Consider the following 25,648-nt stretch of genomic DNA (forward strand, 5'->3'; position numbering starts at 1 on the left):
GGCTCAACGGGCCCGTCAGCGGCCGCGGCCGCCGCCGCGCGGCGCCACGCGGCGGGCGTTGGCGGACTGCTCGGAGACGCGGCGGTCGCGCTTGGTCGAGCCGAGGCCCGCCTGGGCGGCGCTCAGGCGCGGCACGGCGGCCCGGCGCGCGACCGTCTGCTCGTCGTCGTGCTCGGCGGCGCTCTCGTCCGTCTCCTCGTACAGTCTCGCGGCGATTCTCTCGGGGCCGCGCAGCGTCGCCACGCCGCGCACGTCGACGGCGATCCGGCCCTCGCCGACGTGCAGCTCCAGCGTGTCGCCGGCGCCGACCTTCGTGTCCGCCGCAGCCGTCGCGCCGTTGACGTGCACGTGCCCGGCCTCGATCGCCTCGAGCGCCTGCGCGCGCGTCTTCACCAGCCGTGCGGCCCACAGCCAGGTGTCGACGGAGACCGGTTCGCGTTTCGTAGTCATACGCCGATCATCGCAGCAACTTCGCCCGCGCAGCCGCGCCGGCGCTCATCCTCTCCAGCGTTCCTCGCGCGCCGCCTCGAACCGCCGCCGGTCGCGCTTGGTCGGCCGCGCGCCGCCTCCCGGCAGCTGCTGCTGGGCCGCCAACCGGCGCTCCGCCGACAGCCGCTCGCGCAGCTCTCTGCTCTCCTCGGTCTCGTCGTAGAGCACCGAGGCGACTCTCGCCGAGCCGCGCATTCTGACGATCCCGCGCACGACGACGGAGATCCGCAGCTCGCCGTTGCGCAGCTCCAGCCGATCGCCGGGCCGCACCTCCTTGCTCGGCTTGACCGGCTGGTCGTTGATCTTGACGCGACCGGCCTTGACCGCCTCCGCGCCGAGGGCGCGCGTCTTGACGAGCCGTGACACCCACAGCCATCTGTCGACGCGCATCGTCTCCGGGGTCTCCATCCGTCCATGATCCCACCCAACGGCGAGCGCGTGAAACCCTCGTGACGGGACGCCAGGCCGGGCGGTCGGCTCGCTACACTCGGCTGGTCGCCGCGACTGGCGTTTACAGGTGGAGCACCACCGGGAACCGGCGACGTGGTTCTCTCCGCCGCGCGCCTGGGCAAGCACGTCGTTCCGATCCCGCGAGAGGACCTCCGCATGTCGAACACTGCCACCACCGTCACGATCCCTGACGATCTCAAGCCGTCGGACGGCCGCTTCGGCTGCGGTCCCTCGAAGGTCCGCCCGAGCCAGCTGGAGCGGCTCGCGAGCGCCGAGGGCGCCGCCGTCATGGGCACCTCGCACCGCCAGAAGCCGGTCAAGAACCTCGTCGGCAGCGTCCGCAGCGGCCTGCGCGACCTCTTCCAGCTGCCCGACGGCTACGAGGTGATGCTCGGCAACGGCGGCACGACCGCGTTCTGGGACGCCGCGACCTTCGGACTCGTGCGCGAGCGCGCCGCGCACCTCGTCTACGGTGAGTTCTCCTCGAAGTTCGCGAAGTCAACCAACGACGCTCCGTTCCTCGGTGAATCGATCGTCACGAAGGCGGACCCCGGCGATGCGCCCGCTCCGGCAGCGCAGCCGGACGCCGACGTGATCGGCTGGGCTCACAACGAGACCTCGACCGGCGTGATGGTTCCGGTGCAGCGCGTCGGCGACGGCCTCGTGCTGATCGACGCGACCTCGGGCGCCGGCGGCCTCCCCGTCGACGCGGCTGACGCCGACGTCTACTACTTCGCCCCGCAGAAGTGCTTCGCCTCCGACGGCGGCCTGTGGCTGGCGCTGCTGTCGCCCGCCGCGCAGGAGCGGATCGCCGAGATCGGCGCGACCGACCGCTGGATCCCCGAGTTCCTCTCGCTGACGACGGCGCTGGACAACTCGAAGAAGGACCAGACCTACAACACGCCGGCCGTCGCGACGCTGCTGCTGCTCGACGACCAGATCAAGTGGATGCTCGACGGCGGCGGCCTCGACGGCATGGTCGCGCGCACGACCGAGTCGTCGCAGCACCTCTACAGCTGGGCCGAGGCGACCTCGTACACGACCCCGTACGTCGCCGACCCGGCGAAGCGCTCGCTCGTCGTCGGCACGGTCGACTTCGACGACGCGATCGACGCCGCGGCGGTCGCCGCGACGCTGCGCGCCAACGGCATCGTCGACGTCGAGCCGTACCGCAAGCTCGGCCGCAACCAGCTGCGCGTCGCGATGTTCCCGGCGGTCGAGCCGACCGACGTGAAGGCGCTGACCGCCTGCGTCGACTACGTCGTCGAGCAGCTCGGGGCGTAACAGCCGGCCGCATCAACTCCCCGCGCCGAACTCGCCGGACGCGAATCCGGCGCCCGAGTTGGAGAAGACCCCGCCATGTGCGGGGTCTTCTGCTTCTCACGCCGGCTCGTCGGCGAACCGCAGCAGGCCGTCGACGCTGCGGCGAAACGTCTGCGCAGCGGCGGCCGGATCGCCGAGATGGCCGCCGACCATCGCGCCGTCGCGGAGCATCACGTACCGCCGCGCCGCGTCCTCGGGCTGCGGGTGGCCGGCTGCGCCGAACGCATCGCGCACGACGCCGAAGAACCAGTCGCGGTGCGCCCGGATGGCCCGGCTGACGGGATTGTCGCGGTCTTCGAACTCCGCGGCGGCGCAGATGAAGGCGCAGCCGCGAAAGCCGGGGGTCTCGATCTGCGCGCAGATGTCGGCGCCCACCGCCGCGAGCAAGCGCTGCGGCTCGTCGTGCGCCGCGGCACGTTCGATCTGCCGCGCTTCGATCGCGTCGTGCACCGTCTGCAGGTAGGCGAGGACCAGATCCTGCTTGCTGGGGAAGTGGCGGTAGAACGTCGCCCGCGTGACGTTGCTGGCGGACACGATGCGATCGACGCCCACGCTGTTGATCCCCTCGGCGTAGAAGATCGCCGTCGCCGTGCTGAGCAGCCGCTCGCGCGCCTCGGAGTCCTTTGCCGGTGGAAGCGTCGTGATCTGCACAGGTCCGAAAGGTACCAGAGAAAGAACGATCGTTCTTGACATCTGCGCTCCGGGCTGCTTGGCTCTTCAGCAATGGAAGAACGACCGTTCTTTCTTGCACCTCGACATCCAAGGAGCTTTCCAGTGTCCGAACCCGTCCCAACGCTCGCCTCGCCCTCCCTCGTGGGACCACGCGCGCTCGACCTCGGCCCGATCGCGCGGCGGATCGCCATGGTGCGCGCCGTGATCGCCCTCGTCTGGGCGGCCGCTCTGGTCGCGGCGATCGGCGACCGCATCCCCACGACCGCGTCCGACGTGACCACGCTGGCCGCCGTGCTGCTCACCGCCTACCCCGTCATCGACGTCGTCTCGTCCCTCGTCGAAGCGACCTCGCGGACCGGCCGCCCGGCCGCGGTCCTGCGGGTCAACGCCGCAATCAGCGCCGTCGCCGCGATCGCACTGGCCGTTGCGACCTTCGCGGGCGACGCCGGCACGACGCTCGTCGCCTTCGGTGCGTGGGCGGGCGTGTCGGGTGCGATCCAGCTCGGCGTCGCGCTGCACCGCCGCCACGGCGGCGACCGTCAGTGGCCGATGATCGTCAGCGGCGGACTCTCGACCGTCGCGGGCATCGCCTTCGTCGCGGCCTCGGCCCAAGACGCCGCGCACCTCGCCAACCTGGCCGGCTACGCGGCGCTCGGCGCGCTGCTCTACCTGGTCTGGGCCATCCGCGCCCGCACCGCGAGCGGCCGCCGCTGACGCGCGCTCGGCGGCTACTCCGCCGCCGGCGACATTGCGGCGACCGCCTCGCGCGAGATCTGCTCGAACTCGCCGGCCATCGCCTCCGCCAGCGCGTTCGCGGCCGACAGCGGGCGGACCATCACCATCAGGTCGTCGATCCGGCCATCCGCGTCGATGTGCAGGAAGTCGCAGCCGTTGACCTGCTTGTCGCCGACTCTCGCCGTGAAGATCAGCGCCACGTCACGTCCGTCGGCGCTCACGATCTCACGCGCGTAGCGCAGATCCGTGAACACGCGCGAGACGCCGCGGATGATCGCCGCGGTGATCTCCCTGCCGGGATACGGCTTGAACGCGACGGGGCTGGTGAAGACGACGTCGTCGGCCAGCAGCGCCTCGATCGCGCCATGGTCTCCGGCCTCCGCGGCCTGGCGAAACGGATGCATCGTGCGACCCTCTCGATCTCCGGAAACGGTGGTCGACGCCACCCTAGCGCCCGGGGATCGGCGGAGATCAGTCGTCGTCGAACTCGTGCTCGTAGCCCTGCCCGGAGCGCGGCTTGGCGCCGAAGCCCTGCTGCAGGCCGCCTCTGACGCCCGGCGGCGGCCCGCCCGGCTGGGGATCGCCGGCCCGGCCGCGCTGAGTCGGGCGGTCTCTGTCGCGGCTCGGCTGCACGCGCTTGGGCTCGTCTCTCTGCTTCGGGAAGTGCGGCGGCCACGGCGCGTCGCCGAGCCCGCCCTCCTCGTCGCGCCGCGCCAGCTCCAGCAGCTGCTCCAGCGAGCCGGGCACGTCGTCGATCGTCGCGGCCGGATCGCCGACGGTGCGCAGGCGCTCGGGGACGGTGTCGATCCGCAGGTCGCCGGGCTCGGCCTGCGGGACCTCGTCCCACTCCAGCGCGCACGAGACGCGGGCATCGACGGTCGGGCGCACGGAATAGCAGGACGCGACGGTGCGGTCGCGCGCATTCTGGTTGTAGTCGACGAAGACGCCGTGGCGCTCCTCCTTCCACCACTTACTCGTCGCCAGGTCGGGCGCGCGCCGCTCGACCTCGCGCGCCAGCGCCAGCGCCGCGCGCCGCACCTCCAGGTGATCCCAGCGCGGCTCGATCCGCACGTTCACGTGGATGCCCTTTGACCCGGAGGTCTTCGGATAGCCGCGCAGCCCGTGCTCGGCCAGCACGTCGCGCACGACCATCGCCGTGCGCCGCACCGCATCCCACTCGATTCCGGGGGTCGGGTCGAGGTCGACGCGCAGCTCGTCGGGGTGGTCGAGGTCGTCACGCCGGGCGGGCCACGGGTTGAAGTCGATCACGCCGAGGTTGTTCGCCCACACCAGGTGCGCCGCGTCGTTGGCGACCAACTCCTCCGCGGTGCGACCGGAGGGGAACGCGACGGTGGCCGTCTCCAGCCAGTCGGGCACTCTCTTCGGCACGCGCTTCTGCCAGATCGGATCCTCGGTGATCCCGTTGACGAAGCGCTTCATCACGGTCGGGCGGTCGCGCAGGTGCACGAGCGCGGCGTCGGCGACCGCCATGTAGTACTGCGCGAGGTCGAGCTTCGTCCAGCCCGGCTTGGGAAAGTAGACCTTGGCAGGGCTCGACAGACGGATCTCACGCCCCGCCACCTCAAGCATCGTGTACTCGCTTCTGGCCACCTGGCGGGACCCTACCGCGCGAGCAAGCGGTGGTCGATGCGGGCGCCGCCGAGCCTCACTCGCCCTGCGCCTCTCTCCGCTGCGCGCGAGCGCGCCGCTTGCCCTCGTGCATCGCCGCGACGCGCGCGACCGGGATCGCGCGGCCTTCCTCGATCAGCTCGCCAGGCAGCGGCTGCGCATCGGGCAGCTCCGCCGCCCACGGGTCACCGGCGCCGATCAGTCTCGGCACGGTGTGGATCGTGAAGTCGGCCGGCACGACGCTGTCGAGCTGGTCCCATCGCAACGGGAACGAGACCGGCGTGCCGGGCCGGATCCGCGGGCTGTACGCGGCGACGACGCTCGCGCCGCCCGCGCGGGTCGCGTCCACGAAGACCTTCCCGCCGCGGTCGGCGACCACGTATTCGGTCGTCGCCAGCTCGGGGTCGAGCCGCGCGGCGCGCACGGCGAGGGCGCGTGTCGCCGCGGCGATCTCCTCCATCGTCGCCGGTTGCGCGATCGGGACGAACACGTGCACGCCCTTCGCGCCGCTGGTCTTGACCGCGCCCGCGAGCCCGGCGTCCGCGAGCGCCTGGCGGACGAGCTGCGCACTGCGCACGACGACGTCGAACGACGCGCCGGCCGGCGGGTCGACGTCGAGCACGAGATCGCTCTGCGGGTGGCCGGGCACGTCGATGCGCGCCAGTCCCGGATGGTATTCGACCGCGCGCTGGTTGGCGAACCACAGCAGCGTCGGCCAGTCGTCGCAGAGCGCGTAGGCGACGTCGCGCTTCGACGCCTCCGCCCAGATCGTGACCGTCCGCAGCCACGGCGGCGCGTATCTCGGGACGTTCTTCTGCATGAACGGCCTGCGCCCGCGCAGCGCGCGCATCACCGACAGCGGCCGCTCGCGCAGCACGGCGAGGAGGGGCTCGGCGACCGCTTCGAGATAGTCGACCAGGTCCCGCTTCGTCGCCTGCGCACCGTCGAACAGGGGCTGGTCGAGGTTCGTGAGCTGAACCTCCTCGGGGCGTCCCGTCGTCTCGTCCGGTGCCACGCGGCCCACCGTACCGCGTGGCACCGTCGGACCGGCGCTGAGCGCGCGGCACATCCGCGAGGCTCCAGCACGCGTAGTCTCAGGTGAGATGCGATGCAGGCTCCGCTTCACGGCCATCCTGATCAGCGCGTTGACCGCGCTGCTGTTGACGATCGGCCTGAGCGCCTGCGGCGGTGGCAGCGACGACGGCGCGACCAGCGCGACCAGCGCCGAGCGGGTTCCCTCCCCCACGACGCCGAGCGGCGGCAACGTCGATCCCGCCGACGTGCAGGTCGTCCTCGCATGGGCGACGACGCTGCAGCGCGGCGACGTCAGAGGCGCCGCGATGTTCTTCGCGCTGCCGAGCGCCGTCTCCAACGGCGGCAGACCGATCGCGCTGCGGACGCGCGCCGCGGTGCAGGCGTTCAACCGCTCGCTCCCCTGCGGTGCGGACCTGATCGGCACGAGAGCGGCCGCCGACGGCTTCTTCGTCGCCACCTTCCGCCTCACCGACCGCCCCGGCGGCGACTGCGGCACCGGCACCGGCAACACGGCCAGCACCGCCTTGCACGTCACCGACGGTCTGATCGACCACTGGCTCCGCGTCCAGGACCTCGAAGCCGAGCCGGCGCCCGGCACGCCGTCGTAGCCGACTGCCCGCGCGGCGGCCCAAACAGCCCGTCCCGCCTGGCGCGTTCTTACAAGACGCGGTGCGACGGTCGGGGTACGGTGGCGCGCATGACGAACGGATCGACGCAGGGCGCCGGGGAGCGGGTGGCGCGGTACGGGAAGATGGTCGCGAGCGCGGGGCGCGGCGGGGAGGTCGCGGAGCTGCTGCTGGCGGCCGCGGCGGAGATGGACGGCGATCCCGGCTGCGAGCTGTATCTCGTGCAGCACGAGACCGGCGCCCCGGACACGATCTGGGTGACGGAGCTGTGGCGCAGCCAGGCCGACCTCGATCAGGCGATCGCGCAGATCCGCGGCAGCGAGTCGGTGGCGCAGGTGATGGCGCTCGTCGAAGCGGGCGAAGCGGTCGAGCTGACGTTGCTGGGCGGCAAGGGACCGGTGCCGGCGTGAGCGAGACCGCCGACCCCGACCGTCACGACGTTCCCGACGAGCTGCCGATCCTCCCGTTCGCCTCGCAGGAGCTGTTCGCGTCCTGGCTGGAGGAGAACGTCGCGAGCGAGCGCGGAGTGTGGATCAAGGTCGCGAAGAAGGCGACCGGGATCCCGACCGTCACCCATCACGAGGCGCTCGACGTGGCGCTCTGCCACGGCTGGATCGACGGACAGCGGCGCGCGCTCGACGAGCAGTTCTTCCTCCAGCGCTTCACCCCGCGCACACGCGCGAGCAGATGGTCGAAGGTCAACTGCGCGAAGGTGCTGGCGCTGATCGACGCCGGCGCGATGCGGCCCGGCGGGCTCGCGGAGATCGAGCGCGCGAGAGCGAACGGCAGCTGGGACGCGGCGTACGACAGCCCGGCCAACGCCACCGTGCCCGACGACCTGCAGGCCGCGCTCGACGCCGCCCCGGGCGCGGCCGACTTCTTCGCCGCGCTCGACAGCCGCAACCGCTTCAGCATCCTGCACCGTGTCCACGACGCCAAGCGCCCCGAGACGCGCGCCAGACGGATCGCCAGATATGCCGCGATGTGCGCGGCCGGGAAGCAGATCCACCCGTAGGCGCGCAGCGTGCGCGGGCGGAGCCGCGAGCCGCGTGCTAGCTCGGCGGGCGCCGCCGCTCGGCGTCGCGGGCGCGTTCGCGATCCTCGCTGTAGCCGATCTCGAGGAACGCGAACGAGACGACGAGCACGCCGCCGACGCCGAAGATCCCGAAACCGATCGCCTGCAGCGTGCCGTCCGTGATCGTTGCGATCACCGCGCCGACGACGATCAGCACCACCGGCAGGATCATCCGGCGCAGGGCGGCGCGCTTCCATTCGTCGGTCGGCAGCTTCATCTCTCCCACGCTCTGCCCGCGAACGCTACCGCCTACGCCGCCCACCTCAGCCCGCCGCCCAGTACCCGTCGTTGGCCATCGCGGTGAACGACGCTCCCGCCTCCTCCAGCTCCCTGCGCGCGGCGGGGATCGAGACGCCGCGCACCGCCGCTACCTCGGCCGTCGCGAGCGGGTACGGCGCCCACGCCAGCAGCTCGCCGACCGACTCCGGCGCCGCTCTGCGCGGCAGCTGCGGCGCCGCGCTCGCGATCGCGACCTCGTACGCCGCCCACGGCTGGAAGCCGGGCGCCGAGGTCGTCCGCTCGCCCGCCTCGACGACCGCCGAGCTGGCCGTGTAGCGCATGCCGCCGCCGTCGCCGTTGCGGGCGAGCTTGTGCGGCAGCGCCAGCGCCTCGGGCACCGGCGCGCGCGCCGCCGCGACGTCCTCCTCCAGCGCCGCCTCGACCGCGTCGTCGGCGAGCCACGCCTCCAACTCCGCCGCCTCGATGCCCGCGTCCGCCGCGGCGGCGACCAGCGTCGCCGGCTCGTCGATGACCGACCCGAGCGAGTGGACGTGCACGCGAACCGCGCGCAGGAGCGCGTCGGCCACAGCGTCGCCGCGCGACAGCCGCGCGCCGACGAACGCCTTGCACGCCGCGCGCGTCGACGGCAGGAACTCCCGCGCGCCCACCGCCATCGGCATTCCGTACTCGTCGCGCATGCGCTGCGCGTTGGCGACGAGCATGTCGGAGGTCAGGTGCGTCCCCTCGAACGTGCCACGCTCGGAGCGCAGCACGATCATCCGCGTGCGCACGTCGACCGCGTCGCCGTAGTGCCAGCGCACCTGCAGGTCCTGCCGCTGGGCGTTGAAGCCGAACGGGCAGCCGGGATCGGTGAAGATCGTGACGGTCGCTGCGGCTGGGGCCATGCTTGCGCGCTCCTGTGACTTCAAGACTCGGACGGGTTCGACGGGCGTCGAAGAGACTACCCGCCGATCCGCGTCGCGATCCGCCCCGCTGCGGCTGCGCATGGCGATGCCGGCCGCAGCGCTCGCCGCGCGCGATCCCTACGACACCCGCGTCACTCTGATCCGCACCTGCGTCTGGACGCAGACTCTCAGCCCTCTGCCTCTCATCGTCCCGCACCGGCCTCTTCTGAGTTTGCGCTCGATGATCCGCGTCGTCCCGGGCTTCATCCGCAGCAGCTGCCGGGTGCCGTTCGGGATCAGGACTCTGTCGAGACGCGGCGTGGTGCTGCCGAGCGGAAGCCCGTCCTGTCTCGGCTCGGGACAATCGCTGAAATCGGCCTCCGGAGAAGCGCTGACGGTGATCCCCCTGTCGCTGACGAACATCATCAGGAAGCCTCTTCGCGTCGGCGCGAAGCCGCCGCAGTCGTCGAAGCCCTTGTCGTCGAAGACGTCGCCCGTGCACTGCCCGTACTCGCTGCTGGGGCCGCACGGCGAGCACGCCTCCGTCGACGGCGCGAGGTGCGAGCGGAAGCGCCAGTAGCGGATCAGCTCGGTCGTCGGCTGGAGGTCGGAGCTGACCTGGCCCCAGATCGTGTCGGTGAGCGGGTGGCGGATCAGCGCGAGGTTGAACGTCCGCCCCGCCACCGTCTCGAACGCGACCGTGCTGTTGGCGACGGTCCAGTTCGCGCAGTCCTCGGGGTAGTTGCCGTCCTCCAGATGCGACTTCTCGCTCGAGTAGGCGCGCAGCGTCAGTCTGTACTTCGGCGTGTCGGCGGCGCTTGCGGTCGCGGACGCCGCGCCCAGTCCCAAGAGCGCCAGGACGGCGAGCGCTGCTGCGATGCGTTTCATGGCGATGGGGTCCTTCTCAGCGGACGGCGATCGTCGCGCGACGCGCGACCGATCTGCCGGCCTTCGGGGTGAACGTGATCGGCAGCGCCAGGCTGGCGCCGCGGCGGATCTGCGCTGCGGCCGCGACCGCGGCGAACGCGGCGACGGGCGCCAGCGCGGCCAGGAGTGGCAGAGACGACAGACGGCGGTGCGGCCGGCTCCGGAGACGTGATGAGAGCATCGTCGGAGCCTGCGGGCCGGCGGCCTCCTCCACATGGGAGGGAATTCCCTCATTGTTCCTCGCCGGGTTGGGGGTACTGTGCGGCGCAGTGTTCGTTCGCGAGGTGGAGACAGCTCCGCCGCTGGCGGGACGCGATCGGGAACTGGCCGCCGGCTATGACTTGCTCGACGCGATCCGCCGAGGCCGCCCGGCAGTCCTGGAACTGGTCGGCGACGCCGGCATCGGCAAGACCGCCGTCGCGGCCGCCGTCGCCGCGCACGCCGAGAGCGCCGGGATCCGCGTCCTGCGCGCCCGCGCCGCCGCGTTCGAGCGCGGCGTCCCCTACGGCCTCTGGATCGACCTGCTCGACGGCGCGATCGAGGCGCTCCCCCCGATGGCGCTCGACGGCCTCGGTGACGAGCGCACGCGCGAGCTGGCGCGGATCCTGCCGGCGCTGGCAGCGGGTCGCGCCGCTGGTGGCGCCGGCGCGAGCGCCGGTGCGCGTGGCCCCGGCGCCGGCGCGAGCGGCTCCGGCGCCCCGCTGCCGCCCGACCCGGTCTCCTCCAGCGAAGCCCGCTTCCGCCTGCATCGCGCGGTCGGCGCGCTGCTCGCGGCGCTCGCCAACCGCAGCCCGCTCGTGCTCGTGCTCGACGACCTCCACTGGGCCGATCCGGCCGGGCTGGAGCTGGCGCTGCACCTGCTGCGCCACCCGCCCGACGCGGGGGTCCTGATCGTCCTGGCGACCCGTCCGGGCGTCGCCGCGGGCGTGATCGCGGAGGCCGCGCGCGACGTGCCCGACCGTGCCCAACTGGAGCTGGAGCCGCTCGGCGACGACGCCGCCCGCACGCTCGTGACCGGCGTCGAGGACCCGGCCGAGCTGCTGACACGCGCCGAGGGCAACCCCTTCTTCCTGCTCGAACTGGCCCGCGCCAAGCGCCGCGGCGGCGCGATCCCGCGCTCGATCCAGGCCGCCGTCGAGGGCACCGTGCGCACGCTGTCCCCAGTCGCGCGCGACGTGCTCGAAGGCGCCGCGCTGGTCGGCGACCCGTTCGAGCTGCGGCTGGCGGAGATCGCGGCGGGGGCGACGACCGGCCGCGCCGACGGCGCGATCGACGAGCTGGTCGAGGCCGGGCTCGTCGTCGTCGATCCCGGCGACCTGCGCTGCCGCTTCCGCCACCCGCTCGTGCGCCAGGCCGTGCACGAGCGGATCGCGCTCGAACGGCGGCGCGCCGGTCATGCCGCGCTCGCGCAGGAGCTGCGAGCGCGCGGCGCCGGCGTGCGCGAGGTCGCCCCGCACGTAGCGGCCAGCGCGCAGCCCGGCGACGAGGACGCGATCGCGCTGCTCGACGCCGCGGCGCTCGCCGCCCAGGCGGTCGCGCCCGACGCCGCGGCGCGCTGGCTGGAGGTCGCGGAGCGGCTGCTGCCCGGTGGAGGCGCCGACCGCGAGGAACGCCGCCTCTGGCTGCGCCTGCGCCGCTCGCTCGCGCTTGCCGCCAGCGGTCGGGTCGACGACGCGCATGCGGTCCTGCTGGCGGTCCACGACGATCTGCCCGACGGGTCGCTGCTGGCGGTCCCGACCGTCGTGCAGCTCGCGCAGATCGAGCGCGGCAGCGGGCGTGCGCACGACTCGCGCGCGCGGCTGCAGCGCGCGCTCGCCGCCGGCCTCGCCCAGACGCCCGCCGAAGAGGCGCAGCTGCGCGTCGGGCTGGCCGTCTCGTTCGTGCAGCTGCACGACAGGGACGCCGGCGCGGCCGTGCGCGACGCGCTCGCGGTCGCCGAGCGCTCCGGCTCGCTGCTGGCGGTCGCCTCCGCGCGCGCCTGCACGAGCGTGCTGGCCAGCTGGGAGGGCGATCACGCGACCGCCGCGGCGGCTGTCGAACGGGCGCTCGAGGAGCTGGAGCAGGTCGGCGACGACGAGCTGATCCAAGGCCTGGAGATCGTCTACACGCTCGGCTTGATGGCGGTCGCGCACGAGCGCTACGCCCAGGCCGACGCGTTGCTGGAGCGCGCCGCGACGCTCGCGCGGCGCTCCGGCCAGGACTTCGTGCTGGCCGCGCTGCTGACGTTCCGCGGCATGACGCGCTGGAACCTGGGCGACATGCCGGGCGCGCTCGCGACGGTCGAGGAGGGGATCGAGACGGCGCGGCTGATGCGATCCGACGCGACGCTCGGCCACGCGCTCTCGCTCGCGTGCAGCCTGCTGGTGAGAGCGGGCGACCGTGCCGGCGGCGAGCGCGCGGGCGCCGAGGCGCTGAGGATCCTCGCGACCCAGCAGCCCGACGTGCTGACCGCGACGAGCCGTCTCAACGCGGCGCTCTTCATGTCGCTCGACGCCGACCCGGCGCGCGCGCTGCGCGACGCCGCCGCAGCCGCCGGACCATGGCTGGAGCAGACCGATCCCTCGTGGATCTGCCAGCTGGCGGAGTACCTGATCCTCTGCTGCCTGCAGCTCGACGACCGCGAGACCGCGCGCGGCTGGGCCCAGCGCGCGACCGCCGTCGCCGAGCATTCGCGGCTCCCGCTGGCGCTCGCGAAGGCAGCCTCGGCGCGCGCGCTGGTGCTGTCAGCAGACGGCGACGATGCGGGCGCGCTCGCCGCGGCCCTCGAGGGTGTCGTGCGCGCCGACGCGATCGGCACGCCGCACCGCGCGTTCGCGACGAGCGTGCTGGGGCGGGTGCTCGCGACCGCGGGCGAAAACGACGCGGCCGCCGCCGAACTGCGGCGCGCCGCGTCGGAGTTCGACGCCTGCGGGCTGCAGCGCGCGCACGACGCGGCGGCGCGCGAGATCCGCCGGCTCGGCGGTCGTGTGACCGGTCGCGTCGGACGCGAGGCCGGCGTCGAGGGCCTCGCGGAGCTGTCCGAGCGCGAGCGCGAGATCGCCCGCCTGGTCGCCGACGGCGCCGCCAACAAGCAGATCGCGCTGACGCTGCACCTGTCCGAGAAGACGGTCGCCAACCACCTCACGAACATCTACGCGAAGCTCGGCCTGCGCGGGCGGACCGAGCTGGCGGCGCTGGTCGCGCGCGCGCCGCGCGGCGACTGAACGCGAGCGCGGGCCGCGGGTCGGGTCGCCGCCGTCGCCGTCGCGACGGCAGCAACCCGGAATGCGGTCTCTCGACCTAGACGAACCGTCTGACGAACGCGAGCGCCGTGTCGGCGACCTCGTGCCAGCCGCTGTCGATCGTCAGCGCGTGGCCGCGATCTCTCATCTCGACGATCTCGGTGATGTTCTCCTCGTTGCGCTTCTGCTTCTTGAACGAGGCGTTGGCGATCGCCCACGGCACCGTGTGGTCTCTCTCGCCGGAGATGATCAACAGCGGCCCGCGCTCGGGGTTCTTGCTGTTGACCTTCGCCTCGGTCCACGGGTTGAGGTTCGCGGTCGCGGCTTGGAACAGCGGCGCGCCGGGCGCCGGCACGGCGTAGTCGTGGTACAGCTCCTTTGCCTCGTCCTCGCTGACGGCGTTGGCGAAGCCAAAGCGGAACTGCTCGTAGGTGAGCGGGACCGCGCGGTTGCGGTTCGCCGGGTTGCCGAGCACCGGGCGCGAGGACTTCAGCGCGCTGATCGGCAGCGGCAGCACGCCGCGAAACGGCGCCGGATCGATCGCCACGGAGGCGGCAGCGAGGCCGCGGCCGGCGAGGATCTGCGTCAGCAAGCCGCCGAACGAATGGCCGACGATCGCCGGCTTCTTGTCGAGTCTGGCGACGATCTCCTCGAAGTGGTCGGCGACCTGGCCGACGGTCTTGCCGGCGAACACCTCGGGGTGCGCGTTGGCCTCGTCGACGGTCTCGGGATCGTCGGGCCAGCCCGGTGTCAGCGCCGTGTAGCCGGCCTCTTCGAAGACCGTCACCCAACGGTCCCAGCTGCTCGGCAGCAGCCACAGCCCGTGGACGAACACGACCGGCTGGAGCCCCGTTCTGTTCGCCTCGACTACCTGCTCGGCCTCGTGCTCTGTGATCGTCGCCATATGGTGCCCTCCTGGTGAATTGACCCTGGTCGTGCGGATCGCCCCGGGGAAAGCGATTGCATGCGCAGCGATCTTCTCACCGCGCGTCAAACGGGCCAAGCGCCTTCACAGATGGGCTACCTGGCGCATCGCTCGCCTTGCGGTGCACCAAGTTCCGGTCGTAGGCTGCGATGACAGAATGCGGTTCATGCCCAACGTCGAGAGCGCGAGCAGAGCCGAGACGCGGCGCAGACAGGTCGAGAGAGCGGTCGAGATGCTGAGCGCTGGGAGAGCGCGCTGAGGGGACGGGCGGACTCGCCGGGCGCGAGCCACGTCAGTGCGGCGGTGCGTGCGGACGCGGCGGGGGCGAGCCGCGTCGCCGGCCTCGTGCTCGCGGCCGGCGCGGCGCGGCGGTTCGGCGGGCGCAAGCAGCTCGCGCCGCTCGACGGGCGGCCGCTGCTGGAGCACGCGCTCGCGGCGATGGCGGGTGCCGGGCTGACGCGGGTCGCGGTGACGCTCGGCGCGCACGCGGACGAGATCGTCGCCGCGATCGACCTGCACGGCGCGCAGGCGGTGGTCGTCGCCGACTGGGACGAGGGATTGGCGGCCTCGCTTCGCGCCGGCGTCGCCGCGCTCGCCCCGCACGCCGACGCGATCGTCGTGACGCTCGGCGACCAGCCGCGCATCTCCTCCGCGGCGATCGCGCGCGTCGCGGCCGTCGCGGCCGAGGCAGGTGGCGCGCCCGCCGCGCGCGCGACGTACGACGGCCGCCCCGGCCATCCGATCCTGCTGCGCCGTGAGCTGTTCCCCGCGATCGCCGAACTGCGCGGCGACAGCGGCGCCCGCGAGCTGCTGGCGACCGTCGACGTGCGCGCCGTCGAGTGCGGCACCGGCACCGCGGTGGACGTCGACACGCCGGAGCAGCTGCGCGGGCTGGGCGGCTGAGCCCGTCAGCGGCGCGCCACGAGGCGCCGCCGACCGCAGCGCTCAGGTGGTGTCGTGTGGTTGGATCGAGCCGCTCGTGTCACGCAACGGCGCGGCCGGGCGCCCCGCGCGGGTCGTGACGATCTCCGCGAGAATCGAGACCGCCGTCTCCTCCGGCGTGCGACCACCAATATCCAGACCACACGGAGCAAAGATCCGCGCGATCTGCTCCTCCCCAACACCAACCCCACGCAACCGCTCATTGCGCTCATCAGTCGTGCGACGACTCCCCAACGCACCGATGTACCCCGCCCCCGTCGCCAACGCCCCCTCAAGCGCAGGCACGTCGAGCCGCGGATCATGCGAGAACACCAGGATCACGTCACGCGGACCGAACGACCGCCCCGCAAACGCCGCATCCGGCCACCCCACATGCACCTCCGCCGCACGCGCAAACCGCGACGCCCGCACAAACACCGCCCGCGGATCGCTGATCGTGACCGCGTAACCAAGCTCCTTCGCCAACGGCGCCAACGCCGCCGAAAAATCAATCGCACCAAAAATCAACATCCGCGGCGGCGACGCGAACGACCGCACATGCACCCGCAACTCCGCCCCCAACGTCGCACCATCAACACCATAACGACGAATCGCCGTGACACCCTGCTCCAGCAAACCCGCCGCATCACGCCCAACCGAATGATCAAGCAACGGCGTGACACCCAACGAGCCAACCAGCCCCTCGCGACCACCCACCACCGCCACCGCCGCCCCCGCCCCCGGCCCGTCCAGCAACGTCGCCACCGCCGCCGGACGCCCCTCCCGCACCGCCGCATACGCCGCCGCGACCGCCGCGGCACCGCCGTCATCCAGCGCGTGCACGAAGACGTGGACCGTGCCGCCACACGTCAAGCCCGCGGTGCCGGCCAGCTCGTCGGAGATCCCGTACGTGTGGATCCGCGGCGGTCCGCCCGCGAGCACCGCGTACGCCTCCTGCACCACCGCACTCTCCACACACCCACCCGTAATCGAACCCTCCACCGCACCATCCTCACCCACAAACATCGACGCACCCAACGACAACGGCGCCGAACCCTCAACCGCCACCAACACCGCACGCGCCGCCCGCCGCCCCCCCGCCAACCAACCACCAACAACCCCCGCCTGATCACCAACGACGCTCATCGCGCCAGCCTTCCAGATGTCGTTGCAGCAGACACGATCTCTCCCTGCAAAGGTACCGCGACGGCGCGCGCATGGAAAATGGCCGGACGAGCGCGCGGAGCGCCCGCTATCGTGCCGCGCTCGGGGTTAGTCCAGGCAGCGCGCTGGGGACACCTCGCACCACCATGGCACTCGATCCGAGCGACAACGAAGACCCGCCCGCGGAGCGTCCGCCCGACGCGGATCCGCCCACACGCGCCTTCGACACCGAGGCGGAGGACGAGTCCGCGCGCGATGCCGGCAGCGACCCGCCGCCGGAGGACGAGGCCCTGCCCGGCGCCTCCGACGAGTCCGCTTCGAGCGACCCCGACGACCAGCCGACGGTTGCAGCCACGCGTCTGCCCGACTCCGACTCCGACGACCAGCCGACGATCGCCGCCGCCCACGTGCCCGATTCCGACGACGACGCGCCCGCTCCAGAGCATCCCGGCACGCCCGACCCCGACGCGACCGAGGAGTGGTCGCCGAGCGACGAGCAGCACACCTCAGACCTCTCCCCCGCGCGCGATCCCGAGCTGGAAGCGCTGCGCGAGACGGAGTTCGCCGTCGTCTGGCGCGGCTACGACCCGCAGGCGGTCGACACCTACACCGCGTCCGTCGTGCGCGCGCTCGATCGCTTCGAGGAGCGCACCTACCCGACCGCGGCGGTGCAGCGTGCGCTCGACCGCGTCGGCGAGCAGACCGCCGCGATCCTGCGCCAGGCCGAGCAGGCTGCCGACGAGACGACGCGCAGATCGCGCGCGAAGGCCGACGACCGCGTCCAGCGCGCCGAGCGCGAGGCGGCGGAACTGCAGGCCGGCGCGATCGCGCGCGTGCGCAGCCTCGACGACGACATCGAGCGGCTGTGGCAGGAGCGTCAGCGGCTGATCGACGCGACGAAGGAACTGGCCGACCAGTTGCGCGCGACCGCGCTCGACGCCGAAGCGCGTTTCCCGCCGGCCGAGCAGGCACCGCCGGTCGGTCCGGCCGAGGCCGAGACCGAAGCCGCCGCACCGTTCGACGCGGCCGCCGACCCGCCGACGCGCGAGCACGGCGCGCCGCCGGTCGACCCGCTCGACTGAGCGCGCCGCGGGCTGTCCCGACCCGGCGCCGGTCGACCGCTCGATGACCGCGGCCGCTCGCCCGGCGCGCCCGCTTCCTACTCCCGCATCGTCGACCCGCTCGCGTCGTTCGCCATCTCCGACTGCGGCGGCGGACCGGGTCGGTAGGGGATCGGGACCTCGTGCCGTCGCTGGAACAGCCAGCGGCCATCCCGCTTGACGAGCGTGTCGTTGTAGCGCGCGAGGATCGTGTTCTCGAAGTTCTGCGGGATCCACACGACGTCGGTTCTGGCGGTCGCGCTGAGGCCGTCGTCGCCCAACTCGATCAGCGTCTGCGGGTTCATGTGCCGGCCCTGGTAGTCGTCCGGCAGGCACGTCGTGAGGAAGCCCAGCAGCGCCTCCTTGCCCTCGAACGTCGCGGTGCCGTCGACGATGAACACCGCGTCGTCGGTCCACAGCTCGCCGAACGCGGCCCAGTCGGCGTCGTCGAACGCCTGCGCGTAGCGGACCACGAGGTCGCGAATCTCCTGCAACGCGACGAGTCGCTCCAAAGGATCAATCATGGCGTGCGATCGTATAGGAAGTCAGATCACGTCTGTGAAAGATTCACCCCGCGATCCCCAGTCTCTCCACGAGCGTCATGAACGCCGCCGCGTACGGCCAGTCGCCGGTGCGGACGCGCAGCTCGTCCCAGTCGACCTGCTCGCGCACGGCGCGCACGAGCTGCAGCAGGTAGGCCATGTCGAGCTGATGCTCGTCGAGCGCGAGCAGCTTGCTCGTCAGCACGTCCTCCAGCGCCATCACGCGCAGGCGGATCGCGGACAGGCTGCGCTCGTTGCCGCGCGCGATCACGTCGTCGGTGATCGGCACGCCGCGCGGGGCGAAGATCAGGTCGACCAGCACGTCGCCGTGCCAGGCTTTCAGCAACCACTCCTCCGGCGGATCCTCCGCGCCGAAGCCGGCCTCCGCCAGCGCCGCCTGCGCCCGCTCGGCGTCCTGCGGGCGCAGCATCAGGTCGAGGTCGTTGACCGGCTCCGGCCCGCCGTAGGCCCACACCGCCATGCTGCCGCCGAGCAGGAACGGGATCTCCGCCTCGTGCAGCACCGGCACCGCCGCGCGCAGCGCCTCGACGATCCCGTCGAACGAACGAGCCTCCTGATCTCCCATGACGAGGTCCAGTACCCCGCCGCGCACCGCGTTAGCCGTCGGCGCCGGCGGGTAGGCGTCATGGGCATGGACGTCGAGCAGCCACCCGCCAGGGCGCCGGGCGCCGTCGTGCGCGTCGCCGCCGTCGGCGACGTGCACTGCCGCGAGGACCATCGCGAGCAGGCGATCGAGACGTTCGCCGCGCTGCGCGGCAGAGCCGACCTGCTGCTGCTCGCGGGCGATCTGACGACCCACGGCGAGCCGGCCCAGGGCGCCGTGCTGGCCGACGCCTGCCGCGACCTCGGGATGCCCGTCTTCGCCGTGCTCGGCAACCACGACTGGCATGTCAACCGCCATGACGAGCTGGTCGAGGCGCTGCGCGAGGGCGGCATCGCGGTGCTCGAGCGCGAGCACGCGATCTGCGAGGTCAAGGGCGTCGAGGTCGGGATCGTCGGCGTGAAGGGCTTCGTCGGCGGCTTCCCCGGCTCGCACCTGCCGGACTTCGGCGAGCCGCTGCTGCGCGCGGTCTACGCGGAGGGATCGCGCGAGGTCGAGGCGCTCGACCGCGGTCTTCGCGAGATCGCGCTCTGCCCGCTGCGGCTGGTGCTGCTGCACTACTCCCCGACGCTGGAGACGCTCGCCGGCGAGGGCGAGGGGATCATGGCCTTCCTCGGCACCGACCGCCTCGCCGCCCCGCTGCGCGAGCACGAGCCGACGCTCGCCGTCCACGGCCACGCCCACGCCGGCACGTTCTCCGGCACGGTCGGCAGCGTGCCGGTCTACAACGTCTCGGTCCCCGTGCTGGGGCGCGACTTCCAGCTGTTCGAGCTGAGCGCGGACGAGCAGGCGGCCGCGCCGATCCACTGAAGCCGGCGCAGTCGCCGCGCCCGCAGCACCACACCCACCGCGACCCCGAACGCGACGTGATCGGCCCACTGGGCCGGCTGAGGGAGTGCGGCGATCGGGTCGATGCGGCGGCCGACAAGGCCGAGATCGATCGCCGCAATCGCCAGTCCCGCGACCGCTCCCCACGCCGGTTCGCGCCGCTGCGGCAGCACGCGCGCCAGCAGCGCCGTCCAGCCGAGCGACAGCACGAGGTGGACCGGGACCGCCGCCGCGAGCTGCGCCGCGCCGGAGCGCCGCGCGCCGACGACCATCACGCCGGCCGCGCGCGAGCTGGCGAGCACGTCGCCGCCGCGCAGCAGTGTGTCGAGCGTCGAGGGCGCGCCGCTGACGACCGCCGCCACGCCTGCCGCGACGAGGACGTCGCCCGATTCGCGCCGATGGGTCACGCCCCGAGCGTAGCCGCCAGGCGAGGAGCGGTCGTCGACTGGTCCAGGAGACCAGCAATCGACCGCTCCTCAGCCGCTCACGCCCTCGCCGCCCGCGTTCCTCGCCCGACCAGCGTCGGCGCCGCCACGACGATCAGCAGGCCCAGCACCCCGGCGAAGACGAGCAGGCCGACGCGCGGGACGACGTACTGCGACAGGACACCGAGTCCCATCACCGGGACGGCGAGGCCGATGTAGCCGGCGAGGAAGATCCCGGCCAGCGCCTCGGCGCGGCGCTCGGGGACCGTCAGCGTCGCGACGGTCGCGATCACGCCCTTGAACAGCATGCCGCCGCCCGCGCCGGCGAGCACACCGCCGGCGAGGAACAGGAAGAGGCTCGGTTGCGACAGCCAGACCGCGGCGACGAGCACCGCCAGCCCGACGAGCATGGTCGCGATCCCGGCCGTCAGCGCCTCGCGCGTCGAGCGCGTCATGATCGCCGACTGCGCCACGACGGCGGCCCCGAAGACGGCGAACGCCGCGGCACCCGCGAGCGCGCGCGAGGAGTGGTGCAGCGTGCCGGCGAGGAAGGTCGGCGCCAGCGACGTGAAGAGGCCGAACGCCGCGAACGCGATCGCCGCGCCGACGGCGGCCGACAGATAGCGGGCGCGCGCCTGCTGCGGCACCGAGACGCGCTGCGGGCGGTAGCGCGGCAGCGGCGTGGCGCGCGTGCGCGTCTCCGGCGTCAGCGCGACGAGCACGACCGCGACCGTCAGCGCGCCGATCGAGACGATGAACGGGACCGTCAGCGGATGGCCGACCCACTGCGCGAGCACGCCGGAGACGAGCGGGCCGAGGCCGATCCCGCCGAGGTTCGCCGCGGTCGCGACGAGTTGCGGCCGGCGCTGCGACGCATCGGGCCGGTCGGTCGCGTGCAGCTCGGCGATCCAGGCGGTCGCGGTCGCGGTCACCGCGCCGATCGCGAAGCCGGAGATGACGCGCGCGACGAGCAGCGCGCCGAGGTCGTGCCAGAAGAGGAAGACGAACGCGCTCGCGATCGACATCAGCAGCGCCGGGATCAGCACGCGCCGGCGGCCGTGCCAGTCGGAGACGTGGCCGACGACGAAGAGGCTGACCGCGACGCCGACCGCGTACGCCCCGAAGATCACGGTGATCATGAACGCCGAGAAGCCGTCCTCCTGCTGGTAGATCGCGTACAGCGGCGTCGGGACCGCGCTGTAGGCCATCACGACGAGGAAGGCGTAGGCGACGACCCAGACGCCGGCGCCGTGGCTGGCGCGGCGGCGGCCGTCGCGAGCGGATGCGGCGGCGGGGTCGGCTGCCGCGAGCGCGTGCGCACCCGCGGCGGGAGCGGTAGCGGTGGGAATCGATGTGACTGGGTTCATCGGCGTTCTTTCGCTGGCGGCGTCAAGGCTGCAGACGACAGGATGCACCCGCAACTCATCTCGTACCACGCAGATATGTGCATGCCTTCATCGCGTTTCGCGATAAGGTCGAACGACCTGATGGAGCTGCGACACCTGACCACGTTCGTCGCCGTCGCCGAGGAGGGCAGCTTCACGCGCGCGGCCGATCGCCTGCACGTCGTGCAGTCGGCCGTGTCCGCCGGCGTGCGCACGCTCGAACGGGACCTCGGCGCGCAGCTGTTCGACCGCTCCACCGCCCACGTCGCGTTGACCGACGCCGGCCGCGCGCTGCTGCCGGAGGCGCGGCGCGTGCTGGCGGCCGCGGCCGTCGCACGCGAGTCCGTCGAGCTGGTGAAGGGCGGCCTGCGCGGCACGATCCGGCTCGGCACGATGCAGGCGCAGGGGATGCGGGCGTTCAGCGTCCCGGCGCTGCTGGCGGCGTTCCGCGTCCACCATCCGGATGTCGACGTGCAGGCGGTGCACGGCGGCGGATCGCTCGCGATGGCCGACGAGCTGCGCGACGGCTCGCTCGACCTCGCGTTCCTGTCGCTGCCCGAGCGACGGCCCGCGGGTCTCACGCTGACGCTGCTCGGCAGCGAGCCGATGATGCTCGCGTGCCCGCGCGAGCACCGGCTCGCCGGGCGGGCCGGCATCACGCTGTCGGCGCTCGCGCAGGAGTCGTTCGCCGAGCTGCCGCCCGGCTGGGGCACGCGGATGGCGAGCGATCGCGTATTCGCCGCGGCCGGCGTGCGGCGGACGATCGCGTTCGAGGTCAACGACACCGCGAGCCTGGTCGACTTCGTCCGCCACGGCCTCGCGATCGCGCTGCTGCCGCCCTCGATGGCCGCCGGGACCGACCTCGCGTTCGTCCCGATCCGCCATCACGCGCCGCTGTTCGAGACGTTCGTCGCGGTCCCCAGCGATCGCCGGCCGAGCGCCTCCACGCGCGCGCTGCTCCAGACGCTGAAGACGATGACCGATCAGCAGGCGCGGTTCGCCGCCGCCCCGAACGGAGACCTTTCTCCCTGAGGCGGACCCGCGATGACGGAGGACCCGATGGCCTACGCGAAGGCGATGCTCGACACCCACCCCGATCCGCCCGGCGGCGGCAGCGGAGTCGACCCGGCGGCGATCGCACGCTGCGCCGAGGCATGCGCGGAGTGCGCGCAGCTGTCGACGATGTGCGCGGACGCGTGCCTCGGGGAGCCGACGGCGCTGGAGATGCGCAGCTGCATCCGCAGCGACCTCGACTGCGCCGACGTCTGCGCCGCGACCGCCCGCGTCGTCGCCCGGCAGACCGCCTTCGACACGGCCGTCGTGCGCACGCTCGTCGCCGCCTGCGCCGAGATCTGCGGCGCATCGGCCGAGGAATGCGAGCGCCACGCCGCCCACCACGCGCACTGCCGCATCTGCGGCGAGGCGACCCGGCGCTGTCAGCAGGCGTGCGAGCAGCTGATGCTCGCGCTCGCGTGAACCTCCACCATCCGAACCCCGCACGCGCCAAGGAGCGGGGATGCGCCAGTATCTTTCGGCGGGAGCGGCGGTGGGTCGCTCAGACCGTCCGCGCGAGAAACAGCTCCGCGTCGAACGGCACCATCAGCGCACGCGCCTCCGGCGGCAGCAGCGCGCGGACCATCCGCTCCGCCTGCTCCGCCCCGTAGCGCGCGACGACGGCGTCGAAGCGCGACGACGAGCGCGCCATCGTGACGAACTGGTCCGGCGCCATCGGCCGCTCCCACGGCACGACGATCCGCTCGCACGGGCCGAACCCGCCGCTCTCGGCCAGCTCCGCGGCGACGTCGAAGACGCGGTACGCCCGCACGTATCCGGGACTGTGCCGCTCCAGCAGCGTCTCATACGCGTCGACCAGCGCCGAGCGCTCCCAGGCGCGGTTGTTCTGCATGATCGCCAACACCCCGCCGCGGGCGAGCACCCGCTTGACCTCGGCGTAGAAGCGCGGCCGGTCGAACCAGTGGATCGCCTGCGCGACCTGCACCCCGACCGCCCCGCCGTCTTCGACCGGCAGCCGCTCGGCGGCGCCGGCGACGTACTCGATCCGCGACACCGCGCCTCGCGATCCGCCGCCGGCCGCGTCGCCCGCCGCCGGTCCGCTCGGCGCGTCGCCGTCAGGCGCTCCCGGTGTCGAGCCGCCCGCCGCAGCGCCCGCCTGCGCCTGCCGCCGCATGTCCTCCCCCGGCTCCACCCCGAGCACCCGCGTCGGCCGTCGCAGCGCGCTCGCGATCGCGCGCGTGCTGATCCCCGTCCCGGCCCCGACGTCGACCATCACCCGTTCGCGCGCCGCGTCGCCCCCGACCCCGTCGACCGCCGCGGCGGTCGCGGCGACCAGCTCCGCGGGATACCCCGGCCGTGCCTGCGCGTAGTGCTGCGCGAGGCCGTCGAAGGCGATCTTTCCGTCGGCGGGCGGCATGCCCGAGATGCTACGCCGGCCCGAGGAATCCTTCGACGACGGCGGCAAATCGCTCGCGGTCGCCGAACAGGAAGGCATGGGCGCCGGGGAGCAGCCGCACGCGCGCGTCCGGGATCAGGTCGCCGAGGCGGCGCGCGTTCAGCGACGGGACGACCGGATCCTGTCTGCCGCCGGTGACGAGCGCCGGCGCGCGGACCGAAGCGAGCGCCTCGGCGTTGGCGTTGGACCGCAGCCACGGGTCCTCGGCGCGGACCTGCGCGCGCACCGTCGCGTCCGGGACCTCGAAGTCGTCGGGGATCTCGCCCGTGTCGCTGGCGCGGTCCAGCCGCCGCAGGAAGGCGCGCCCCTCCTCCCGGCCGGCGCGGGTGCGCGGATAGAGGACGCGCAGGGCAGCGGCGTCGGAGGGGTTGGGGTCGCTGTCGATCCGCTGGTCGGCCGGTGGGCCGAGGACGGCCGCGTCGCCGCCGGGGTTGGTGCCCGCGAGCACGAGCCGGCGGACGGCGCGCGGATGCCGGATCGCAAGCTGCTGGGCGACGAAGCCGCCCATCGACCACCCCAGCACGTCGGCGCGCGGAAGGCCGATCTTCTCCAGCAGGCTCGCGGCCGTGTCCGCCAGGCCCGCGAACGACGTGCGACCGTCGCGCAGCCGCGACGAGCGCCCGACCCCCGGGTAGTCGAACAGGATCAGCCGCCGCTCGCGCGCCAGCAGCTCCAGCAGCGCGGGATCCCATTCCGCCATCGTCGAGCCGGTCCCGATCGCCATCAGCAGCGGCGGCCCGCTTCCGCGCTCGTACCAGGCGATCCGGTGATCGCCGACCTGCGTGATGCGAACGTTGGCGCGAAACGGCGAAGACCGAGCCGTGTCCGAGCGATGGACGTCAGCTCCGGCCACATCTTGATCTCCCCACCCGCTCCACACGACCCCAAGGAGGAGCGCCGCCACGAGCAGCAGGGTCGTCGTCGTCACTCTCGCGCGCCACGCCATCACGCCGGTCCATCGTCTGCCGAGACCGATTCCTTGAGCGAAACGACGCGACGGGTATACCGTCACCCCATGACCTCCCCTTGGCCGCAGCTGCCGTCCTACGACTCCTGGCAGGCGACGTGCGACACGGTCCACGCGCACACGCAGGTGCTCGGAAAGCTCGCCGTCGCGCTTGCGCCGCCGGCGCCGCAGCTGCAGCACGCCGCGCTGCGGCTGACCGCGCGCGGGTGGGAGACGCTGCCGCTGCCGGCGCCCAACGGCTCCGGCGTGTTCGTCGTCGCCCTGGATCTGCGCGCGCACGAGGCGGTCGCCGAGCACAGCGACGGGCGCAGCGCACGGATCGCGCTCGGGCCGGATCGCGCCGTCGGCACGGTCGCGCGCGAACTGCTCGCCGCGCTGCACGGGTTCGCCGGCACGTTCGAGATCGACCCGACGCCGCAGGAGGTGCCGTGGAGAATCTCGCTGCTCGACGACGACGAGCACTCCACCTACGTGCCCGCCGAGGTCGAGCGCTACTTCGCCGTGGTCACGCGCGTCGCGCTCGTGCTGGCCGAGTTCCGCGCGCCGTACCGCGGCCGCTCGACCCCGGTCAACGCGTGGTGGGGATCGTTCGACCTCGCCGTCAGCCTCTTCTCCGGCGAGGAGGCGCAGCCGCCGTCCGACGACTTCCTGATGCGCAACGCGATGGACTCCCAGGAGGTCGCGGTCGGCTGGTGGCCGGGCGACGCGCGCTATCCGAAGCCGGCCTTCTACGCCTACGCCCACCCCGCGCCGGACCACTTCTCCGACGCGACGCTGGAGCCGGCGGCGGCGCGCTGGGAGGAGGCGCTCGGCGAGTACGTGCTCGACTGGGACGACATCGTCGCCAGCGCCGATCCGCACGCGACCGCGGTCGCGTTCACCCGCTCCGCGTTCCGGCACGCGTGCTCGGTCTGCGAGTGGGACCCGGTACTGCTGGCGAGCGCCGAGGGCACGCCGCCGCCGATCCGGTAGTCAGCCCCGCGCCAGCGTCTC

At 73.1% G+C, this 25,648-nt stretch carries 30 protein-coding genes and 1 riboswitch; of the genes, 12 read left to right on the forward strand and 18 right to left on the reverse strand.

What is annotated here, in order from left to right; translation table 11 throughout:
• Window positions 1-15 precede the first annotated feature (15 nt).
• The gene (locus Q7L65_RS01415; protein ID WP_304718426.1) at window positions 16-450 is read right to left on the reverse strand and encodes an RNA-binding S4 domain-containing protein; all 435 of its coding nucleotides are present in this window, start codon (window positions 448-450) and stop codon (window positions 16-18) included.
• Between the two features lie 45 nt (window positions 451-495).
• A complete protein-coding gene (locus tag Q7L65_RS01420) occupies window positions 496-897 on the reverse strand; it encodes an RNA-binding S4 domain-containing protein (protein WP_304718427.1) in 402 nt (133 codons plus the stop codon).
• Window positions 898-979: 82 nt separating this feature from the next.
• Window positions 980-1,066: riboswitch (ZMP/ZTP riboswitch) on the forward strand.
• 29 nt (window positions 1,067-1,095) lie between these two features.
• Here Q7L65_RS01420 and serC point away from each other — a divergent pair.
• On the forward strand, window positions 1,096-2,223 hold the full coding sequence (gene serC / locus Q7L65_RS01425) for a phosphoserine transaminase (protein WP_304718428.1): 1,128 nt from the start codon (window positions 1,096-1,098) through the stop codon (window positions 2,221-2,223).
• Between the two features lie 96 nt (window positions 2,224-2,319).
• Here the strand turns inward: serC and Q7L65_RS01430 are convergent, their stop codons facing one another.
• On the reverse strand, window positions 2,320-2,913 hold the full coding sequence (locus tag Q7L65_RS01430) for a TetR/AcrR family transcriptional regulator (RefSeq protein ID WP_304718429.1): 594 nt from the start codon (window positions 2,911-2,913) through the stop codon (window positions 2,320-2,322).
• A 123-nt stretch (window positions 2,914-3,036) separates the two neighbouring features.
• Here Q7L65_RS01430 and Q7L65_RS01435 point away from each other — a divergent pair, with 123 nt between their 5' ends.
• Window positions 3,037-3,648: a hypothetical protein gene (locus tag Q7L65_RS01435; protein ID WP_304718430.1), complete on the forward strand. Its 612-nt coding sequence runs from the start codon at window positions 3,037-3,039 to the stop codon at window positions 3,646-3,648.
• A gap of 14 nt (window positions 3,649-3,662) precedes the next feature.
• On the opposite strand, the gene Q7L65_RS01440 is transcribed toward Q7L65_RS01435, so the two are convergent.
• From Q7L65_RS01440 to Q7L65_RS01450, 3 genes are all read right to left on the reverse strand, one after another.
• Window positions 3,663-4,073: a nuclear transport factor 2 family protein gene (locus Q7L65_RS01440; protein WP_304718431.1), complete on the reverse strand. Its 411-nt coding sequence runs from the start codon at window positions 4,071-4,073 to the stop codon at window positions 3,663-3,665.
• Between the two features lie 67 nt (window positions 4,074-4,140).
• Window positions 4,141-5,280 carry a DNA polymerase domain-containing protein gene (locus tag Q7L65_RS01445; RefSeq protein ID WP_304718432.1) on the reverse strand — a complete coding sequence of 380 codons (1,140 nt, stop codon included), beginning with the start codon at window positions 5,278-5,280 and terminating at the stop codon, window positions 4,141-4,143.
• 55 nt (window positions 5,281-5,335) lie between these two features.
• A complete protein-coding gene (locus tag Q7L65_RS01450; RefSeq protein WP_370552502.1) occupies window positions 5,336-6,367 on the reverse strand; it encodes a DNA polymerase domain-containing protein in 1,032 nt (343 codons plus the stop codon).
• A 34-nt stretch (window positions 6,368-6,401) separates the two neighbouring features.
• Between Q7L65_RS01450 and Q7L65_RS01455 the strand changes: the two genes are divergently transcribed.
• The 3 genes from Q7L65_RS01455 to Q7L65_RS01465 all read left to right on the forward strand — a co-directional run bounded on the left by Q7L65_RS01455 (window position 6,402) and on the right by Q7L65_RS01465 (window position 7,974).
• The gene (locus tag Q7L65_RS01455; RefSeq protein ID WP_304718434.1) at window positions 6,402-6,941 is read left to right on the forward strand and encodes a hypothetical protein; all 540 of its coding nucleotides are present in this window, start codon (window positions 6,402-6,404) and stop codon (window positions 6,939-6,941) included.
• Window positions 6,942-7,030: 89 nt separating this feature from the next.
• Entirely contained in the window at window positions 7,031-7,369 is a 339-nt protein-coding gene (locus Q7L65_RS01460; RefSeq protein ID WP_304718435.1) for a putative quinol monooxygenase, read from the forward strand.
• The gene (locus tag Q7L65_RS01465) at window positions 7,366-7,974 is read left to right on the forward strand and encodes a YdeI family protein (RefSeq protein WP_304718436.1); all 609 of its coding nucleotides are present in this window, start codon (window positions 7,366-7,368) and stop codon (window positions 7,972-7,974) included. The genes Q7L65_RS01460 and Q7L65_RS01465 overlap by 4 nt, the downstream gene beginning before the upstream one ends.
• A 37-nt stretch (window positions 7,975-8,011) precedes the next feature.
• On the opposite strand, the gene Q7L65_RS01470 is transcribed toward Q7L65_RS01465, so the two are convergent.
• From Q7L65_RS01470 to Q7L65_RS01485, 4 genes are all read right to left on the reverse strand, one after another.
• On the reverse strand, window positions 8,012-8,251 hold the full coding sequence (locus Q7L65_RS01470) for a hypothetical protein (protein ID WP_304718437.1): 240 nt from the start codon (window positions 8,249-8,251) through the stop codon (window positions 8,012-8,014).
• A 46-nt stretch (window positions 8,252-8,297) separates the two neighbouring features.
• Complete coding sequence (locus tag Q7L65_RS01475; RefSeq protein WP_304718438.1) at window positions 8,298-9,158, reverse strand: DsbA family protein; 861 nt, start codon at window positions 9,156-9,158, stop codon at window positions 8,298-8,300.
• A gap of 138 nt (window positions 9,159-9,296) precedes the next feature.
• Window positions 9,297-10,046, reverse strand: coding sequence for a hypothetical protein (locus tag Q7L65_RS01480; protein WP_304718439.1), 750 nt, complete (start codon window positions 10,044-10,046; stop codon window positions 9,297-9,299).
• A 16-nt stretch (window positions 10,047-10,062) separates the two neighbouring features.
• On the reverse strand, window positions 10,063-10,266 hold the full coding sequence (locus tag Q7L65_RS01485; RefSeq protein WP_304718440.1) for a hypothetical protein: 204 nt from the start codon (window positions 10,264-10,266) through the stop codon (window positions 10,063-10,065).
• A gap of 103 nt (window positions 10,267-10,369) precedes the next feature.
• Between Q7L65_RS01485 and Q7L65_RS01490 the strand changes: the two genes are divergently transcribed.
• Complete coding sequence (locus tag Q7L65_RS01490; protein WP_304718441.1) at window positions 10,370-13,288, forward strand: LuxR family transcriptional regulator; 2,919 nt, start codon at window positions 10,370-10,372, stop codon at window positions 13,286-13,288.
• A 76-nt stretch (window positions 13,289-13,364) separates the two neighbouring features.
• On the opposite strand, the gene Q7L65_RS01495 is transcribed toward Q7L65_RS01490, so the two are convergent.
• On the reverse strand, window positions 13,365-14,210 hold the full coding sequence (locus tag Q7L65_RS01495) for a carboxylesterase (RefSeq protein WP_304718442.1): 846 nt from the start codon (window positions 14,208-14,210) through the stop codon (window positions 13,365-13,367).
• Window positions 14,211-14,534: 324 nt separating this feature from the next.
• Here Q7L65_RS01495 and Q7L65_RS01500 point away from each other — a divergent pair, with 324 nt between their 5' ends.
• Window positions 14,535-15,134, forward strand: a complete 600-nt coding sequence (locus Q7L65_RS01500) for a nucleotidyltransferase family protein (RefSeq protein WP_304718443.1) — start codon at window positions 14,535-14,537, stop codon at window positions 15,132-15,134.
• Between the two features lie 42 nt (window positions 15,135-15,176).
• Here Q7L65_RS01500 and Q7L65_RS01505 read toward each other — a convergent pair whose 3' ends face one another.
• The gene (locus Q7L65_RS01505) at window positions 15,177-16,298 is read right to left on the reverse strand and encodes an XdhC family protein (protein ID WP_304718444.1); all 1,122 of its coding nucleotides are present in this window, start codon (window positions 16,296-16,298) and stop codon (window positions 15,177-15,179) included.
• A 164-nt stretch (window positions 16,299-16,462) separates the two neighbouring features.
• Between Q7L65_RS01505 and Q7L65_RS01510 the strand changes: the two genes are divergently transcribed.
• Window positions 16,463-17,398 (forward strand): hypothetical protein, encoded by a 936-nt coding sequence (locus tag Q7L65_RS01510; RefSeq protein WP_304718445.1) that lies wholly within the window; start codon window positions 16,463-16,465, stop codon window positions 17,396-17,398.
• Between the two features lie 77 nt (window positions 17,399-17,475).
• On the opposite strand, the gene Q7L65_RS01515 is transcribed toward Q7L65_RS01510, so the two are convergent.
• Window positions 17,476-17,940: a nuclear transport factor 2 family protein gene (locus tag Q7L65_RS01515; RefSeq protein WP_304718446.1), complete on the reverse strand. Its 465-nt coding sequence runs from the start codon at window positions 17,938-17,940 to the stop codon at window positions 17,476-17,478.
• Between the two features lie 43 nt (window positions 17,941-17,983).
• Window positions 17,984-18,544, reverse strand: a complete 561-nt coding sequence (locus tag Q7L65_RS01520) for a nucleotidyltransferase (protein ID WP_304718447.1) — start codon at window positions 18,542-18,544, stop codon at window positions 17,984-17,986.
• Between the two features lie 66 nt (window positions 18,545-18,610).
• Between Q7L65_RS01520 and Q7L65_RS01525 the strand changes: the two genes are divergently transcribed.
• Complete coding sequence (locus tag Q7L65_RS01525; RefSeq protein WP_304718448.1) at window positions 18,611-19,390, forward strand: metallophosphoesterase; 780 nt, start codon at window positions 18,611-18,613, stop codon at window positions 19,388-19,390.
• Here the strand turns inward: Q7L65_RS01525 and Q7L65_RS01530 are convergent.
• A complete protein-coding gene (locus tag Q7L65_RS01530) occupies window positions 19,303-19,815 on the reverse strand; it encodes a hypothetical protein (RefSeq protein ID WP_304718449.1) in 513 nt (170 codons plus the stop codon). The genes Q7L65_RS01525 and Q7L65_RS01530 overlap by 88 nt on opposite strands.
• A 77-nt stretch (window positions 19,816-19,892) precedes the next feature.
• Window positions 19,893-21,200 carry an MFS transporter gene (locus tag Q7L65_RS01535; protein ID WP_304718450.1) on the reverse strand — a complete coding sequence of 436 codons (1,308 nt, stop codon included), beginning with the start codon at window positions 21,198-21,200 and terminating at the stop codon, window positions 19,893-19,895.
• A gap of 81 nt (window positions 21,201-21,281) precedes the next feature.
• Between Q7L65_RS01535 and Q7L65_RS01540 the strand changes: the two genes are divergently transcribed.
• Entirely contained in the window at window positions 21,282-22,250 is a 969-nt protein-coding gene (locus tag Q7L65_RS01540) for a LysR family transcriptional regulator (RefSeq protein WP_304718451.1), read from the forward strand.
• A gap of 12 nt (window positions 22,251-22,262) precedes the next feature.
• A complete protein-coding gene (locus Q7L65_RS01545; RefSeq protein ID WP_304718452.1) occupies window positions 22,263-22,694 on the forward strand; it encodes a four-helix bundle copper-binding protein in 432 nt (143 codons plus the stop codon).
• Between the two features lie 79 nt (window positions 22,695-22,773).
• On the opposite strand, the gene Q7L65_RS01550 is transcribed toward Q7L65_RS01545, so the two are convergent.
• Window positions 22,774-23,649, reverse strand: coding sequence for a class I SAM-dependent methyltransferase (locus tag Q7L65_RS01550; protein WP_304718453.1), 876 nt, complete (start codon window positions 23,647-23,649; stop codon window positions 22,774-22,776).
• A 10-nt stretch (window positions 23,650-23,659) separates the two neighbouring features.
• On the reverse strand, window positions 23,660-24,616 hold the full coding sequence (locus Q7L65_RS01555) for an alpha/beta fold hydrolase (RefSeq protein ID WP_304718454.1): 957 nt from the start codon (window positions 24,614-24,616) through the stop codon (window positions 23,660-23,662).
• An 87-nt stretch (window positions 24,617-24,703) separates the two neighbouring features.
• On the opposite strand from Q7L65_RS01555, the gene Q7L65_RS01560 reads away from it, so the two are divergent.
• Window positions 24,704-25,627: a DUF5996 family protein gene (locus Q7L65_RS01560; protein ID WP_304718455.1), complete on the forward strand. Its 924-nt coding sequence runs from the start codon at window positions 24,704-24,706 to the stop codon at window positions 25,625-25,627.
• Window positions 25,628-25,648: the final 21 nt, after the last annotated feature.

This window comes from Conexibacter sp. CPCC 206217, assembly GCF_030646165.1.
GTDB lineage: Bacteria > Actinomycetota > Thermoleophilia > Solirubrobacterales > Solirubrobacteraceae > Conexibacter.

Excerpts from the sequence above, each read along its gene's own strand:
- Q7L65_RS01415 (WP_304718426.1), bottom strand. The coding sequence starts at position 450 with ATGACTACGAAACGCGAACCGGTCTCCGTCGACACCTGGCTGTGGGCC.
- Q7L65_RS01420 (WP_304718427.1), bottom strand. The coding sequence starts at position 897 with ATGGAGACCCCGGAGACGATGCGCGTCGACAGATGGCTGTGGGTGTCA.
- serC (WP_304718428.1), top strand. The coding sequence starts at position 1,096 with ATGTCGAACACTGCCACCACCGTCACGATCCCTGACGATCTCAAGCCG.
- Q7L65_RS01440 (WP_304718431.1), bottom strand. The coding sequence starts at position 4,073 with ATGCATCCGTTTCGCCAGGCCGCGGAGGCCGGAGACCATGGCGCGATC.
- Q7L65_RS01450 (WP_370552502.1), bottom strand. The coding sequence starts at position 6,367 with ATGTGCCGCGCGCTCAGCGCCGGTCCGACGGTGCCACGCGGTACGGTG.
- Q7L65_RS01455 (WP_304718434.1), top strand. The coding sequence starts at position 6,402 with ATGCGATGCAGGCTCCGCTTCACGGCCATCCTGATCAGCGCGTTGACC.
- Q7L65_RS01460 (WP_304718435.1), top strand. The coding sequence starts at position 7,031 with ATGACGAACGGATCGACGCAGGGCGCCGGGGAGCGGGTGGCGCGGTAC.
- Q7L65_RS01470 (WP_304718437.1), bottom strand. The coding sequence starts at position 8,251 with ATGAAGCTGCCGACCGACGAATGGAAGCGCGCCGCCCTGCGCCGGATG.
- Q7L65_RS01475 (WP_304718438.1), bottom strand. The coding sequence starts at position 9,158 with ATGGCCCCAGCCGCAGCGACCGTCACGATCTTCACCGATCCCGGCTGC.
- Q7L65_RS01480 (WP_304718439.1), bottom strand. The coding sequence starts at position 10,046 with ATGAAACGCATCGCAGCAGCGCTCGCCGTCCTGGCGCTCTTGGGACTG.
- Q7L65_RS01485 (WP_304718440.1), bottom strand. The coding sequence starts at position 10,266 with ATGCTCTCATCACGTCTCCGGAGCCGGCCGCACCGCCGTCTGTCGTCT.
- Q7L65_RS01495 (WP_304718442.1), bottom strand. The coding sequence starts at position 14,210 with ATGGCGACGATCACAGAGCACGAGGCCGAGCAGGTAGTCGAGGCGAAC.
- Q7L65_RS01505 (WP_304718444.1), bottom strand. The coding sequence starts at position 16,298 with ATGAGCGTCGTTGGTGATCAGGCGGGGGTTGTTGGTGGTTGGTTGGCG.
- Q7L65_RS01510 (WP_304718445.1), top strand. The coding sequence starts at position 16,463 with ATGGCACTCGATCCGAGCGACAACGAAGACCCGCCCGCGGAGCGTCCG.
- Q7L65_RS01515 (WP_304718446.1), bottom strand. The coding sequence starts at position 17,940 with ATGATTGATCCTTTGGAGCGACTCGTCGCGTTGCAGGAGATTCGCGAC.
- Q7L65_RS01520 (WP_304718447.1), bottom strand. The coding sequence starts at position 18,544 with ATGGGAGATCAGGAGGCTCGTTCGTTCGACGGGATCGTCGAGGCGCTG.
- Q7L65_RS01525 (WP_304718448.1), top strand. The coding sequence starts at position 18,611 with ATGGACGTCGAGCAGCCACCCGCCAGGGCGCCGGGCGCCGTCGTGCGC.
- Q7L65_RS01535 (WP_304718450.1), bottom strand. The coding sequence starts at position 21,200 with ATGAACCCAGTCACATCGATTCCCACCGCTACCGCTCCCGCCGCGGGT.
- Q7L65_RS01540 (WP_304718451.1), top strand. The coding sequence starts at position 21,282 with ATGCCTTCATCGCGTTTCGCGATAAGGTCGAACGACCTGATGGAGCTG.
- Q7L65_RS01545 (WP_304718452.1), top strand. The coding sequence starts at position 22,263 with ATGACGGAGGACCCGATGGCCTACGCGAAGGCGATGCTCGACACCCAC.
- Q7L65_RS01550 (WP_304718453.1), bottom strand. The coding sequence starts at position 23,649 with ATGCCGCCCGCCGACGGAAAGATCGCCTTCGACGGCCTCGCGCAGCAC.
- Q7L65_RS01560 (WP_304718455.1), top strand. The coding sequence starts at position 24,704 with ATGACCTCCCCTTGGCCGCAGCTGCCGTCCTACGACTCCTGGCAGGCG.